The organism is Flagellimonas sp. ABD4_174 (assembly GCF_056160185.1).
Genome location: NZ_JBSWWP010000001.1, coordinates 729,400 through 744,367 on the forward strand (window position 1 = coordinate 729,400; position 14,968 = coordinate 744,367).

Annotated in this window: 13 protein-coding genes; 5 read left to right on the plus strand and 8 right to left on the minus strand. The window is 40.8% G+C overall.

Annotation, left to right across the window (positions count from 1 at the left end; genetic code table 11):
• The first annotated feature begins 37 nt into the window (after positions 1–37).
• The 3 genes from ACXAFK_RS03235 to ACXAFK_RS03245 all read left to right on the plus strand — a co-directional run bounded on the left by ACXAFK_RS03235 (position 38) and on the right by ACXAFK_RS03245 (position 5,383).
• Complete coding sequence (locus ACXAFK_RS03235; RefSeq protein WP_474956781.1) at positions 38–3,115, plus strand: leucine--tRNA ligase; 3,078 nt, start codon at positions 38–40, stop codon at positions 3,113–3,115.
• A gap of 375 nt (positions 3,116–3,490) precedes the next feature.
• The gene (gene ald / locus ACXAFK_RS03240; protein ID WP_474956782.1) at positions 3,491–4,591 is read left to right on the plus strand and encodes an alanine dehydrogenase; all 1,101 of its coding nucleotides are present in this window, start codon (positions 3,491–3,493) and stop codon (positions 4,589–4,591) included.
• 90 nt (positions 4,592–4,681) lie between these two features.
• Entirely contained in the window at positions 4,682–5,383 is a 702-nt protein-coding gene (locus tag ACXAFK_RS03245) for a zinc metallopeptidase (RefSeq protein WP_224836250.1), read from the plus strand.
• A gap of 184 nt (positions 5,384–5,567) precedes the next feature.
• Here the strand turns inward: ACXAFK_RS03245 and ACXAFK_RS03250 are convergent, their stop codons facing one another.
• The 4 genes from ACXAFK_RS03250 to ACXAFK_RS03265 form a co-directional block, all read right to left on the minus strand.
• The gene (locus tag ACXAFK_RS03250) at positions 5,568–6,086 is read right to left on the minus strand and encodes a ferritin (protein ID WP_474956783.1); all 519 of its coding nucleotides are present in this window, start codon (positions 6,084–6,086) and stop codon (positions 5,568–5,570) included.
• Between the two features lie 114 nt (positions 6,087–6,200).
• Positions 6,201–6,518, minus strand: coding sequence for a hypothetical protein (locus ACXAFK_RS03255; protein ID WP_224836252.1), 318 nt, complete (start codon positions 6,516–6,518; stop codon positions 6,201–6,203).
• Between the two features lie 39 nt (positions 6,519–6,557).
• Positions 6,558–7,028, minus strand: coding sequence for an Lrp/AsnC ligand binding domain-containing protein (locus ACXAFK_RS03260; RefSeq protein WP_224836253.1), 471 nt, complete (start codon positions 7,026–7,028; stop codon positions 6,558–6,560).
• Between the two features lie 48 nt (positions 7,029–7,076).
• Positions 7,077–8,450 (minus strand): saccharopine dehydrogenase family protein, encoded by a 1,374-nt coding sequence (locus ACXAFK_RS03265; protein WP_293298760.1) that lies wholly within the window; start codon positions 8,448–8,450, stop codon positions 7,077–7,079.
• A 77-nt stretch (positions 8,451–8,527) separates the two neighbouring features.
• Here ACXAFK_RS03265 and ACXAFK_RS03270 point away from each other — a divergent pair, with 77 nt between their 5' ends.
• Positions 8,528–8,917 carry a DUF423 domain-containing protein gene (locus tag ACXAFK_RS03270; RefSeq protein WP_474956784.1) on the plus strand — a complete coding sequence of 130 codons (390 nt, stop codon included), beginning with the start codon at positions 8,528–8,530 and terminating at the stop codon, positions 8,915–8,917.
• A gap of 5 nt (positions 8,918–8,922) precedes the next feature.
• Here the strand turns inward: ACXAFK_RS03270 and ACXAFK_RS03275 are convergent, their stop codons facing one another.
• Positions 8,923–9,900 (minus strand): SH3 domain-containing protein, encoded by a 978-nt coding sequence (locus ACXAFK_RS03275; RefSeq protein ID WP_474956785.1) that lies wholly within the window; start codon positions 9,898–9,900, stop codon positions 8,923–8,925.
• A gap of 305 nt (positions 9,901–10,205) precedes the next feature.
• On the opposite strand from ACXAFK_RS03275, the gene pckA reads away from it, so the two are divergent.
• Positions 10,206–11,822 (plus strand): phosphoenolpyruvate carboxykinase (ATP), encoded by a 1,617-nt coding sequence (pckA, locus tag ACXAFK_RS03280; RefSeq protein WP_474956786.1) that lies wholly within the window; start codon positions 10,206–10,208, stop codon positions 11,820–11,822.
• Between the two features lie 51 nt (positions 11,823–11,873).
• Here pckA and ACXAFK_RS03285 read toward each other — a convergent pair whose 3' ends face one another.
• From ACXAFK_RS03285 to ACXAFK_RS03295, 3 genes are read right to left on the minus strand one after another with little or no spacing between them, the layout of a single operon-like run.
• Positions 11,874–12,617 carry a uroporphyrinogen-III synthase gene (locus tag ACXAFK_RS03285; protein WP_224836257.1) on the minus strand — a complete coding sequence of 248 codons (744 nt, stop codon included), beginning with the start codon at positions 12,615–12,617 and terminating at the stop codon, positions 11,874–11,876.
• Between the two features lie 6 nt (positions 12,618–12,623).
• Positions 12,624–13,283, minus strand: a complete 660-nt coding sequence (locus tag ACXAFK_RS03290) for a DUF4271 domain-containing protein (RefSeq protein ID WP_369885690.1) — start codon at positions 13,281–13,283, stop codon at positions 12,624–12,626.
• On the minus strand, positions 13,280–14,935 hold the full coding sequence (locus tag ACXAFK_RS03295) for an ArnT family glycosyltransferase (RefSeq protein WP_474956787.1): 1,656 nt from the start codon (positions 14,933–14,935) through the stop codon (positions 13,280–13,282). Before ACXAFK_RS03295 ends, ACXAFK_RS03290 begins: the two co-directional genes overlap by 4 nt.
• Between the last annotated feature and the right edge of the window lie 33 nt (positions 14,936–14,968).

The window sequence follows — 14,968 nt, forward strand, 5'->3', positions numbered from 1 at the left end:
AACCTATTTTTGCACACGAAATTGAACAAGATTAACAATGAATTACGATTTCCGCGAGATTGAGGCCAAATGGCAGAAGTATTGGGCAGAAAATGAAACTTTTAAGGCATCCAACGATTCCGATAAACCTAAATTTTATGCATTGTCGATGTTCCCTTACCCCTCGGGGGCAGGCCTGCACGTAGGGCACCCGCTAGGATACATTGCCACGGACATCTATTCGCGTTACAAAAGACACAAAGGATTCAATGTATTGCATCCCATGGGCTACGATTCCTTCGGGTTGCCAGCGGAGCAATATGCGATTCAAACGGGTCAGCATCCTGCGATTACGACGGAAAACAACATTAACCGGTACCGCGAGCAATTGGACCAACTAGGTTTTTCTTTTGATTGGAGCCGCGAAGTGCGAACCTCCAACCCACAATATTACAAGTGGACACAATGGATCTTTATCCAATTGTTCAACGCTTGGTACAATAAGAAATCCGACAAAGCAGAAAACATTTCCAGTCTGATCACCATTTTTGAAAAAGAAGGGAATACCAATGTTGAAGCCGCTTGTGATGATGATGTCCCAAGTTTTGATGCAGCCACTTGGAATGCGTATTCCGACACGGAAAAGCAAGAAATTCTTTTAAAATACAGATTGACCTATTTGGCGGATACCGAAGTAAACTGGTGTCCTGCCCTTGGAACCGTTTTGGCCAATGATGAAATCGTAAATGGGGTTTCCGAGCGTGGAGGTCACCCCGTAGTCCGTAAAAAAATGACACAATGGAGTATGCGCATCACCGCTTATGCCCAGCGTTTGTTGGATGGATTGGATAAAATTGATTGGCCTCAGCCATTAAAAGATTCCCAGACGAACTGGATTGGGCGTTCCGTGGGCGCATCGGTGACATTTAATGTGTTGGACACTGAGCGTAGTCGAAGCGACCGGAATGTCACTTCGAGCGCAGTCGAGAAGCCTTACGAGATAGAAGTCTTCACCACCCGCCCCGATACCATTTTCGGTGTAAGTTTTATGACGTTGGCTCCTGAGCATGAATTGGTGGCCAAAATTACGACCCCGGAACAAAAAGCCGAGGTTGATGCTTATGTGGAAGCTACGGCAAAACGTTCCGAGCGCGACCGTATGGCCGATGTAAAAACCATTTCAGGGGTATTTACGGGAGCTTATGCAGAGCATCCGTTTACCAAAGAACCTATCCCGATTTGGATTGGCGACTACGTGTTGGCCAGTTATGGAACGGGAGCGGTTATGGCCGTACCCTGCGGCGACCAACGCGATTATGATTTTGCAAAACATTATAATATAGATATCCCCAATATTTTTGAAGGGGTGGATATTTCCGAAGAGGCATTTGCTGATAAGGAAACTACTATTATTGCCAATTCTGACTTTTTGAATGGATTATCTTATAAGGATGCCATGAAGAAAGCCATTGCCGAGTTGGAGAAGATCGGACATGGCGAAGGAAAAGTGAATTACCGTTTGCGCGATGCCGTATTTAGCCGTCAGCGCTACTGGGGCGAACCATTTCCTGTATATTATAAGGATGGTATGCCGCAAATGATCGATTTGGAGCATTTGCCCTTACAATTGCCCGAAGTGGAAAAATATCTTCCCACCGAAACGGGTGAGCCACCATTGGGCAACGCCACAGAATGGGCGTGGGACGTAAAACAATGTACAGTGGTCAATAATCAATTAATTGATCATGAAACTGTATTCCCTCTAGAATTAAATACCATGCCGGGTTGGGCGGGAAGTTCCCAATACTTTAATAGGTATATGGACCCACGTAATGATGACGCTATTTTCTCTCCCGAAGCCATTAACTATTGGCAAGATGTAGATCTATATATTGGAGGTAGCGAACACGCTACGGGCCACTTGTTGTATTCCCGCTTTTGGCAGAAGTTTATGTTCGATATGGGTTATGTGCCCAAAGACGAGTTTGCCCAAAAGTTGATCAATCAAGGGATGATTACGGGTACGAGTGCGTTTGTTTATAGATTGGAGTTGAAAGATTTTACGGATTCACTGGGTAATTTCATCCAAGGGAGGAAATATTCTCAAGAAGAAGTTGATCAAATAACAAAATTTATAGGACGTTATAATAATAAGATTTTAGTATCAAAGGACTTGTTGACTAATCAATTGTATCCGAATGCAGATTTCGGTGATGGTGAGTTAAAAATATTTTCACATTTTCCTTCTCTAGAAGCCGCACTAAAAGAGAAATTCCCAGTATTAAAAAACTTGTTAGATGGAATTTTAAAAGCGGTAATTAAAATTCACGCCGATGTTTCTTTGGTAAATGCTTCCGATGAATTGGATGTGGAGGCCTTTAAGGAATGGCAACCTGAATATAAAGATGCGGAGTTCATTCTAGAAAATGAAAAGTACATTGTAGGCCGCGAGGTCGAAAAAATGTCCAAATCCAAATACAATGTGGTGAACCCCGATGCCATTTGTGAAGAGTATGGGGCAGATTCCCTTCGTTTGTACGAAATGTTTTTAGGGCCATTGGAGCAGTCCAAACCTTGGAACACGGCTGGTATTTCCGGAGTACACTCTTTCCTTAAAAAACTTTGGAAGTTATATACAAATGGGTCGCTGAGCGGAGCCGAAACGGAACCCACCGCCGATAATCTCAAAACGCTGCACAAGACCATCAAAAAAGTGGAAGAGGATATCGAAAACTTCTCGTTCAATACATCCGTGTCTACCTTTATGATCTGTGTAAACGAGTTAACATCTCAAAAATGTACCAGCAAGGCGATTCTGGGTCCATTGGCAGTTTTGGTTTCACCTTACGCGCCGCACATTGCCGAAGAGCTCTGGGAGCGGTTGGGCAATACCGGGTCCATTGCCGAAGTGCCGTTTCCTAAGTTCGAAGAGAAGTATTTAGTGGAGAGCAGTAAGGAATACCCGATATCATTTAATGGAAAAATGCGCTTCAAATTGGAGTTGCCGTTGGATATGAGCAAGGAGGATATTGAAGCCGCGGTGCTGGCCCACGAAAAAACGAAGGATCAATTGAAGGGCAGAGAGCCTAAAAAGGTAATCGTGGTTCCAGGTAAGATTGTAAATATTGTTGGGTAATCCGATAAATCGTTGCTGTCATTCCGAACTCGATTCGGAATCTCATACGATTAAATCAGTTTTATGGAAACTGAATCAAGTTCAGGTTGACGAAAACATCACCTTACGATAAAATCAATACGAATTTTATAAGAACACCCTCAAAAAAGCATGCCGATCGGCATGCTTTTTTATTTAAAATACAATAACCTCTAAAAAATAAGGGGTAAAATGTCAAAAACATGTAAAAAAATTAATTATACCCATGTTAAAAGAGGGTATAAATGTTAAAAAAGTAATTATATAACCTGCCACCCCTGCTTTTTATCGATTATTTCTGTTGTGATTCATTTTTTTTGTACAACTTTGGTCCCAGAAACCATTAAAAACAACAAAATGACTGTTGGGATACCGAAAGAAATCAAAAACAATGAGAGCCGGGTGGGCATGACGCCCGCTGGAGTATTTGAATTGGTAAAGAACAATCACACGGTTTACGTGCAATCAGGTGCAGGTGAAGGCAGTGGTTTTTTTAATCAGGATTATCAGCAGGCCGGGGCCACAATTTTGGATACCATTGGCCAAGTGTATGCCATGAGCGATATGATCGTTAAGGTAAAGGAGCCCATAGCAGAAGAATATAACCTAATTCAGGAAGGACAGATTGTGTTTACCTACTTCCATTTTGCTTCCAGTGAAGCCTTGACCAAGGCCATGATCAGGAGTAAGGCCATTTGTATTGCTTACGAAACGGTGGAAGATGAAGATGGAACCTTGCCCTTGTTAACCCCAATGTCCGAGGTTGCCGGCAGAATGGCAATACAGCAAGGAGCAAAGTATCTGGAAAAGCCTGTTAAGGGAAAAGGAGTGCTTTTGGGTGGAGTTCCCGGAGTTTCACCCGGTAGCGTTTTGGTTCTGGGAGCGGGTACTGTTGGTATTCAGGCTGCTAAAATGGCAGCAGGTCTGGGTGCGCAGGTCACTATTTTGGATGTGAACATGAAGCGCCTCCGGTACGTGAACGACATTATGCCAAGTCATGTTGTAACCGGTTTTTCTAACGAGTTCAACATCAGAAAACATATAAAAACGCACGACCTTATTATTGGGGGAGTGCTTTTAAAAGGGGCCAAGGCACCCAACTTGATCACCAGGGATATGCTAAAGGATATGCATCCGGGCACCGTAATTGTCGATGTTGCCGTAGATCAGGGAGGATGCGTGGAGACCACCAAGCCTACAACCCATGAGGACCCGGTTTTTATTATAGATGATGTAGTTCACTATTGTGTAGCCAATATGCCAGGGGCAGTGCCTTATACTTCTACAGTTGCCTTGACGAATGTTACACTGCCCTATGTGCTACAATTGGCCAATCTAGGATGGAGAAGTGCATGTAAATTAGATCCGTCCTTAAAAAAAGGATTGAATGTTGTTGAAGGAGAGATTATTTACAAAGAGATCGCCGAAACTTTTCATTTAGATCCGGTTTTGGTCTAACTGGACTAACATTTTGACAGTATTTTAACCCTGCCACGATTTGGCGGGGTTTTTGCATTTATGTGGTATATTTATATAAACGATTAAATTATGATGACATATTATATATTGATCGGGGGAATTGCCCTGATCAGCTGGCTGGTGAGCAACCGATTAAAGAGTAAGTTCAAGAAGTATTCCAAGGTGCATTTGCGCAATGGGATGAGTGGTGCGGAGATTGCCCAAAAAATGCTGGATGATCATGGAATAAGGGATGTAAAGGTTATTTCCACACCCGGAATGTTGACGGACCACTACAACCCTAAGAATAAAACCGTAAACCTTAGTGAAGGTGTGTACAACCAACGAAATGCTTCTGCTGCCGCGGTGGCGGCACACGAATGTGGACATGCGGTACAACATGCGCAGGCATATGAATGGTTGACCATGCGTTCCAAATTGGTTCCTGTGGTGAGCGTTACCTCTGGAATGTCCACTTGGGTGGTTTTTGGTGGAATTATGCTGATGGCCGCTACGGGTGTAGCGGGTGGTATTGGCTTTTATATAGCTGTTGCTGGTTTGATTATGATGGGATTTGCCACTTTGTTCAGCTTTATTACCCTGCCCGTTGAGTACGATGCCAGTAAAAGGGCTTTGGTGTGGTTAAAGCAAAAGAACATGGTTACCCAAGAGGAGTATTCCGGAGCAGAGGATGCACTAAAATGGGCGGCAAGAACCTATTTGGTCGCAGCTTTGGGCGCCTTGGCCTCCCTATTGTACTGGGCGGTACAGGTTTTTGGAGGAAGAGATTAAGAATTGATTATAACTCAAATAAAAAGGGGCCGATCGGCCCCTTTTTTTATTGTATGTGTTGAAGTCGTCATTCTGAATTCATTTCAGAATCTCGTCAAACTGATAAAAAAATCACTATGAGAACCTGAAACAAGTTCAGGTTGACGAAAATCTGCCTCTTTTTGGTTGTTGTGATTGGATTTTTTTAGTCAATCCAGTTTGCTACTTGATTGTCGATCATTTGGAGTCCAACACCTTCGGTGCCCGTTACCTCGATCATATCCAAGATGTCTCTTACGGTATTTTCTTCTTCCACCTGCTCCATTACAAACCAATCCAAGAAACGCTCGGTTGCAATATCGCCGGATTCACGGGCTTTTTTAACAATATTGTGGATCGATTTGGTCACTTTTACCTCATGCTCCAGAGTAGATTCAAATACATCAACAATTGAAGAGTAATCGTGGTTGATATTGGTTATTTCCGGTGAAATTGGGTTCCCTCCGGTATCAACCAAAAAATTGAAGATTTTCATCATATGTTCACGTTCTTCCTCTGCTTGTTTAAAGAAAAATTTGGCGCTGGTAAAAAAACCATTTTGCTCGCACCATGAGGCCATGGCCAAATAGGTCGCAGAGGCATGGGCTTCCATTTTTATTTGTCCGTTGAGCAAATCCATGGATTCCACTTTTATGCTCATACTTTGTCTTGCGATATCTTTCATAATACTAAGTTTCTAATGTGATTGTGATATAAAGTTACAGATTTAAATCTGTACAGTGTACTGGTCCCTTTAATTTAGAAACCAATTAAGACTGGATAAAAGTAAGCAGGTCTTTTACGTAAGGGCTTCGGCTTTGGCAGAAAGTCCTATGGCCACAAAACCATTATGGATAAGATTTTTAAGATCTAGTACCTCTAGGGTATTAAGAATGAACAAATGCTCTTTATTGCAAAGCATCAAAACTTCGAAACCGTGGGAATTCAAATCACTATCAAAATGATTTTCTATGGAGATGGATAGTATTTTGTGCCTAAGGGATAACAGCTCGCAAAGAGACATGCGAATTAGTTTTTGTCCAAAATCGATATAATATCGGCGTTCGGCCGTGGATTGATAAAGTGTATAATATTTGGATTTGAATACTACATTCATGGGGTCAAATGTAATATTTATTTAGATTCAATACAAATATCAAATCCGTATTTGTCTATCAATTTGCTGATCCAGGGAGATAAAGGTTTCTGTTCGTGATACTCCTTCGATCTGTTGGATTTTTTTATTGAGGACCTGCATGAGGTGTTCATTGTCCCGGCACAATACTTTAATGAGTATGGACCAGTTTCCTGTGGTGTAATGGCATTCCAGTACTTCCGGAATTTCTTCCAATTGTTTTACCGCTCGCGGGTTGGTCATGGCCTTGTCCAAATAAATGCCGATGTAGGCCATGGTAGAATAGCCCAATACTTTTGGGTTGATTACAAATTTAGATCCTGCCAATAGCCCTGAGCTTTCCAGTTTGCGGAGTCTTTGGTGTATTGCGGCTCCCGAAATGCCTATGTTTCTTGCTATTTCGAGAATGGGTCGTCTTGCATCCTCCATGAGATACCTTAGGATCTTTTTGTCAATACCGTCTATTTTTACGGAACTGTTATTGTTTTTCACTTCTTGAATTTTAAAGTATAGCTAAAGGTATCCAAAATCTAACAAATTTTAACTCGCTACCGAATCGGGATTGTAACCTAAATAGGGAACTTGATATTCTTTGAACTCGATGCCCTGGGTACGCAATTCGGATAAGATAGGTTCGTATACCTCTTTGCTTATAGGAATTTGTACACCTGGTGTCGTAATTTCTCCGTTCAGGATTTTTAAGGTGGCGATAGCTACGGGAAGACCTACAGTTTTGGACATTGCCGTATAACGTCGGTTTTCACCGATGACCACCATATTGGCATCAATCTGTTTTTTTTCGCCATTTAATTCGTATCCAAACTTGTGGTACATTACGATCATATCCTTTTCGTCTTCTTTCAGGGTCCAGCTATCCTCAAGTATGTATTGGAGCATTTGTGCAGGCGATGCATTTTTGAGCGGAATTTTTTTAGAGTCGTCAAAAATGTTCAAGTCCAAAAGCTTGCCCCACATAATATCGTCTTGGTCGATTTTTAGGTAATGTCTCATTTTTAACTCTACCGAATCTGTAGGCGAATAGGGAAGAAATAAATTCACAAATTCGCGATAGGACATTCCTTCGGAATTTTCAATGGAGTAACTATCATCCGTCATGCCCAGGACCACAAACATTTGCCATGCTTTGGAAAAACCTACCCTTCGCATGGTTCCTCTAAAAAGTGTTAACGCGTCTTGCAGGCCGTACGCTTCGCGGTACTTTAAGGAATCGCGATTGGCATAGGCTTCAAAAGTGCCGTAGCCCTCGACGTCCATAAATTCTGTCCTTCTGAACAATTTTTGATAGGGTATGTATTTGTACGTGCCCTCTTGGATAAATTTTGCTGCGCCTCCTTGGCCGGCCAGTACCACGTTTCTGGGATTCCAGGTAAATTTATAGTGCCATAGATTGGTGTCGCTTTCCGGGGCTACCAATCCGCCGGTAAAGGATTCGAACAGCAACATTTTTCCACCTGCGTCCCGGATGCGATCTATTACCTCCATGGCGCTCATATGGTCGATTCCAGGGTCAAGACCAATTTCGTTCATAAATACAAGGCCCTTTTCTTTTACTTTATCATCCAGAGCCTTTAGTTCGTTACTTATGTACGATGCTGTAATAAGATGTTTATTGAATTCGATACAATCGTGTGCAACGTTGATGTGCAGACTTGCTGGTAACATGGAAACTACAATGGAGGCTTCCGATACAGCTTTTTTCCTGTCGGCCTCATTAAAAATATCCAACGTAAATACCGTGCAATTGGAATGTCTGGAAAATTCATCGGGGATATTTTCGGGACGAAGATCTCCGATTTTTAAATGAATATTTTCTTCGTTCGCCTTTTTTAGAAAATAATCTAGTAAGTATGAGGTTGATTTACCTGCGCCTAAAACCAATATAGTGCGGACCATGTGTTTTGTTTACTTTTGTTTAATCGTTACTAAGGTATTAAATTGTTATATTTTTAAAAAAATAGCAAATAAAAGTTATGAACAGAACAATTTTACTCACTGGAACCTTTTTGGGAATGTTGGCGATAGTGTTGGGGGCTTTTGGCGCCCATGGGCTTGAGAAGCTTGTGGATTCCGATGCTGTTGATACTTTTGAAACAGGGGTTCGGTACCAGATGTATCATGCCTTGTTCCTTCTTTTTTTGGGAGGATGGAATGGAATGAAAGCAAAGACAAAAAAAACGGTTTTTATCTTTGTGCTTTTAGGTGTTATTCTGTTCTCGTTTTCTATTTATTTGTTGGCATTGAACAGTTTGACCTCCTTCAATTTTAAGGTCATCGGATTTTTAACACCAATTGGAGGAGTTTTGATGATTTTGGGCTGGGCAGTTTTGGGATTCAAAATTTTCAAGGCAAAACAGTTATAACCCGATTATTCTCTTCTTTTGGTCGTATAATATCCAAAAACCCAGCCTTGCTGACCGTTGAAATTGATTTTGTACCAACGATCGGTAACATCATGCATTTTTTCCAATGACGCTCCTTGGGCTATGATATGGCAAATATCCCCTTTCTCAACTTGGAATAGAATCTCCCCATTTGTGTTGGGCTCTTTCCTAACATTTGCCAAATCGGTTGTTATTCCCAGATTATTGGACGATAGGTTCTCAAAAGAGTCAAGTTCTTCAATATAAAACGCTTCGCCCCCATCCTCAGTCTCGTATAGTGCTTTGTTGACATTATCAATTAATTTTGATTCTTTAAAGTTGGGGTTGGCCAGAATATTTTCCAGTAGTTTATATTTCTTTTCGCTCGACTCTTCCATCGCTCGCCAATATAGGATGCCCAGTTTTACGTCAATTTCATCTTGTATGGCACTGATGTCTCCTTGAATCCAGCCTTTTTTCTCTCTTTTCATGCTGGCAATCTGATGCCAATCTTCCTGCTCTTCATCTTCCAATATCACTACCATGTCCATGGGCTCCAATTTATTCCCTTCGTATGTCATGATATCGGGTCTTTTATAGAGTTCCGTTTCCTTGTCGATAATGGCCAATTCTCCGTCCAAGGCAAACAAATATTCATATACCCAACCTTCACTGCCATCTGAAAGCCTGACTTTTAGATATTCTTTATCATCTTCGGCTTTTTCTTTTTCATTTAGATATTCAACCGTCTCCCCAAAGTATATGGTAGTAAGATATTTGGTGTCTTTTCTTCCGGGCTTATCGCGTAATCCTACTTTTGGCCATAAACAAATGGCTGTGGAGACTTCATCAGAATTTAAATCTGTTGATTCCGACATACTGGAGTCGTTGGATGATTTGGTTTTCTTTTCAGACTTGGAATTACAACCCATACTTAAAAATAGAACGGCACAGATTAAGCCTAGACCTTTTACGATTTGCATATCAATATTATTTTGGGCTGAAATATATTGGAAACATTCAGGAAATGATTGCCCCAATTGATGAATGGGTGTTTTGAATTGACGAAAACGAGCGAAATATGAAATAGTAATTGATAATGAAGGCCTTAATGTTGACTTATTTTGTAATTATCGGCTTTTTAACACCAATCGGGGGAGTTTTCTTGATCATGGCTTGGATTTATTTGGGATATCACATTTTAACCCAAAAAGAACTCAATTAACCCGTATTTAAAAGGTCGAAAAGCGAATATTTTCTAGTTTTGTACCAACAAATAAACTAAACTATGAAGGATTCTGCTTCAGCCACGAAATCGATTTCGTTAAAAACGTATGGGATAACCCACGATAATATCAATTATCAACTTTCACCGGACGAGCTGCACGACATTACCATTGAGTTGGGTATGGGCAAAGAGGCCTCCTCTGGAGCTTTGGCCGTTAACACGGGGGAGTTTACGGGAAGATCGCCCATGGACCGTTTTATTGTCAAGGACGATATTACATCCGATAAAATATGGTGGGGCAACATTAATATTCCCTTTGAGAGCGAAAAGTTTGATAAGCTTTATGATAAAGTAATCGCATATCTCAACAATAAAGAGCTGTATGTTAGGGACTCTTATGCTTGTGCCGATCCAGAATATAAGTTGAACATACGGTTGATCAATGAATATCCTTGGTCCAATATGTTTGCCTACAACATGTTTCTTCGCCCTACCGAAGAAGAATTGCAAGGTTTTGACCCGGAATGGACTGTTGTAAATGCACCAGGTTTCAAGGCCGATCCAAAGGAAGATGGAACCCGCCAGCATAATTTTGCCATACTTAATTTCAGTAAAAAAATTGCCCTGATCGGGGGTACCGGGTATACGGGGGAAATTAAAAAAGGAATTTTCTCTGCTTTGAACTTTATTCTACCTGAATATAAAAACACCTTGCCCATGCATTGCTCCGCAAATATGGGGCAAGATGGGGATACCGCAATATTCTTTGGGTTATCGGGAACGGGAAAAACTACCTTGTCCACTGATCCCGACAGAAAGCTAATCGGTGATGATGAGCATGGATGGACCTCCAAGAATACGGTTTTTAATTTTGAAGGTGGTTGTTATGCAAAAGTTATAGACCTTGCCGAAGAGAAAGAGCCAGAGATCTACGGTGCCATAAAAAAGGGGGCAATTTTGGAGAATGTAATCATGGACGATAATGGGGTGGTCGATTTCGCCGATACCTCCATTACACAAAATACAAGAGTAAGTTACCCGATCCATCATATCGAAAATATTCAAGAGCCGTCCATTGGGGAAAATGTAAAGAACATCTTCTTCCTTACTGCCGATGCTTTTGGTGTGTTGCCTCCAATTTCTAAGCTAACACCATCCCAAGCGGCATACCATTTTATTTCCGGATACACGGCCAAGGTTGCAGGGACCGAGGCGGGTGTTGTGGAACCGCAGCCCTCTTTTTCGGCATGCTTTGGAGCTCCGTTTATGCCGCTTCACCCTACTAAATATGCTGAAATGTTGAGTAAGAAAATGAAGGAGTCCGGTGTTGATGTTTGGTTGGTGAACACAGGTTGGACCGGCGGACCATACGGAGTTGGTACTCGTATGAAGTTAAAATACACCAGAGCAATGATAAGTGCGGCATTAACAGGTAAACTTGGGCTGTACAATTACGAAAACTATCATATACACTCCGTATTCGGGGTGGCACAGCCAAGGGAATGTCCTGGAGTACCTAAAGAAGTGCTCAGTCCACGAACTACTTGGAACAATGATGAGGCTTACTACAAAACAGCCTTTAAATTGAGCAATGCCTTTAGGGAAAACTTTAAAAAGTTTGAATCTTATGCCAGTGAGGAAATCCGAAGGGGAGGCCCGCAACGGTATGCATTCTAAAAAAATAAAGCCCCGATTTTCGGGGCTTTTTTATTGATCAAAATTTCGACTTTATTTGTTTACACTGGTAATGTACTTCTGCAGTGCCATGGTCATCGATGGAGTCTCTGGCGTTGGCGCCTGAATATCGATTCTAAGTCCTGCATTGGTCGCGGCCTTTACCGTACTATTGCCGAAAACGGCAATTCTCGTGTTGTTCTGTTCAAAATCCGGAAAATTCTTCATCAAGGACTCAATGCCAGAAGGGCTAAAGAATACCAAGATGTCGTAATAAACGTTTCTTAGGTCGGAAAGATCACTGATCACGGTTTTGTAAAAAATTCCACGTGTCCAATTCACTCCCAATTCGTCCAATAATTCGGGGACAATAGGTTTTAGGGAATCAGATGACGGTAATAGGAATTTTTCGTCCTTATACTTTTTAATCAGAGGAATCAATTCGTTGAAAGTCCTTTTTCCAACATAGATTTTTCTCTTACGGTACACAACATATTTTTGTAAGTAATAGGCAACTGCCTCCGACTGACAAAAATATTTCATTGAATCCGGAACCTTGAAGCGCATTTCGTCAGCAATTCTAAAAAAATGGTCAACAGAGTTTCTACTGGTCAAGATAATTGCAGAGAAGTTGTTCAAGTCGATTTTTTGTTGCCTAACATTCTTGGCCTCTACGCCTTCTACATGAATGAATGGTCTGAAATCTACTTTAATTTTCTCTTTTTCAATTAATCTTGAGTAAGGTGAGTTTTCGACTTTGGGTTCTGGTTGGGAAACCAAAATTGTTTTTACTTTCATAAGTTATCAACCTTTTAAATAGCTTCCAATTAACACCAAGGGCGCAATTTCGAGTGCGCAAAGGTACAAAATAAAATAGACAAAATAAGGGAACAGTGCTTTTTGATAGTTCTTCAATAGCTTGGCCACACCAATGCCATTAATTAGGGCAACACATAGAATTGCAGTATATATTGCTGTTTTTGAGTTGGTTGTAATGTAAATCAATAATATGTTGGTGAGTAAAATTACAATACTGCTGTAGTTGAGGTAAGAAATTTTACTAAAAATCAGGCCGCTTATAACAACTGTATTGTTAAAAACATATCCCGTGAACATTTGAACTAAAAATTTAACCAGTTCGAACAGGGCCAAAAAACCCAATAATATAAAATAAATGGTAAGAGGTTCGCCATCCGGCAACAAGGAAAAAGTTCTTAAGACCAAGTAAAGAAACAGTGAAAGATTGATTAATTGGAAAAGGGTTAAAAGTAGATGGAACCAATGGGAAAATTGCCCTTTTTTGTTGTGGAGAAGAATGTATTTATCATTAAATGGAAGGATAATAAAATTCAAGAATTTTTTGTGGTACAAATACTTGCCCAAAGCCAAAACAACCAAACTGATGAACAGCGTAACCGTCATCCAATCTATAGAAATGATCGTTTTTTCAACCGGTTCCATCATTCAATTTTAATAGGTTGTCCGTTTAGTCCGGGAGGCAATCCATTTTCTGCAATTCCAATCCTAAAGTAAGATGGGTTTTCCATTTTGGACAGGGGTAGGTCAAAAGAATAGAACAAAGTGTCCTTGGACCGCAAGGTTGATGCTTTCGGCGTTAGCTTATTAACTTTTAAAGAACGCATTTGTTTTACTTGTTTGTGTTTGTTGGAATAGGAAATGGTGAATTTTAATTGTTCCAACGGGATGTCAAAAGGATAAGGATTGTACACTTTTAACGAATAACCCGTATTGTTTTCCTTTTTGTCCACTATGCACTTTAGATTTCGGTACGATTGAAAGTTTTCAATATAGTTTCCAAAAAATATGGTGCTGTCCAAATGCATATAGGTCACATCCCCACTCTTTTTATATTTGGATACGTACAATACTTTTTTGCCGCGGACCCTTTCTTCGGAACCATCTATGGAATATTGGTTTTTTCGGTACATATAATTGTTCAAGGAAATGGCTGGGACACCCGAGTAAAATTCATATTTGGGAGCCCTGCGATAGGAGTTTTCGAAAACAACCGGAACACCTCCAGATTTTTCTTTAAGTTCTTTGGCCCAAACCTTGTTGCCATGGGTTTCGTAGAGCATGGGAAATAACGGGTAGTGTACCATCCATGCTCTGGCGTACATTAAAAGCACCAAGCTGACAATACCTGTTCGGTACATCCATTTTCTACTTTTTTTATTGCTGATCAGGTAATCAAAAGCAATTATGGCCAACGGGATCGAGACAACAATGGTCCACTGCGCTTGCACCCTTCTGTTAAAACTGGAAATGAAAAAGAAAATCAATACACCGTATACCAAATAAACCAAAGCTTTGGAAAAAGTATCCTTGGGCCTGAACTTAAAAAGCGAACCATAGATCCAATAGAACAATAGACCGATTATTGCAATAATGTTCAAGAAATATCCCAATGTAAAACCATCAAAGGAATAGGCTTGGTTGGGCCGTTCGTACAAATGGAAGGTAATGGATACAAAGTTGTTCTGATAGAGCCAAACAAAGTGGGGAATGTAGCAAATCAAGGCCAGTATTACTGCAAGCCACGCTTTTTTGTTAAAAATTAGTTTGTAGTTGGAAAGGAAAACAAACAAGATGACCAATACCGCATGGTACTTACTGTACATCAGCGCAGCCATGGTCAGGCCCAGTAAAATGGTGGTCAAGATAGCCTCGTTTTCAAGAAAGCGTTTGTATAGCCATAGGAACAGGGCGGTAAAGAACAGTAGGGATGTATCGGGCAAGGTTAAAAAACCATATGCGTTCATCAAGGTAAAAGAAAACACCAACAAGAAAAAATGAACAACATAGTCCTTTTTCTTGGGGTTGTCCACCAAAAGCCAGAGCAAAATATAGGTGCCGGCCGAAAGTATGGTACTTATAAACCTTACCCCTAGTTCACCATCAAAGAAAAGACTACTTAGTTTGATCAAAAAGGCAACCATGGAAGGATGGTCAAAATATCCCCAGGACAAGTTTTGCGCATAGTACCAGTAATAGGCCTCATCGTAAATCAATTCCGTTATCGAAGCTTGAACAAGATTGAGTACAAAAAGAACCGCTAATAGTATAAAAAAAAGTCTGGGAAACTTTTGAGACATCAAAATAGGTTTTTTAAAGGCGCAAAGTTACAA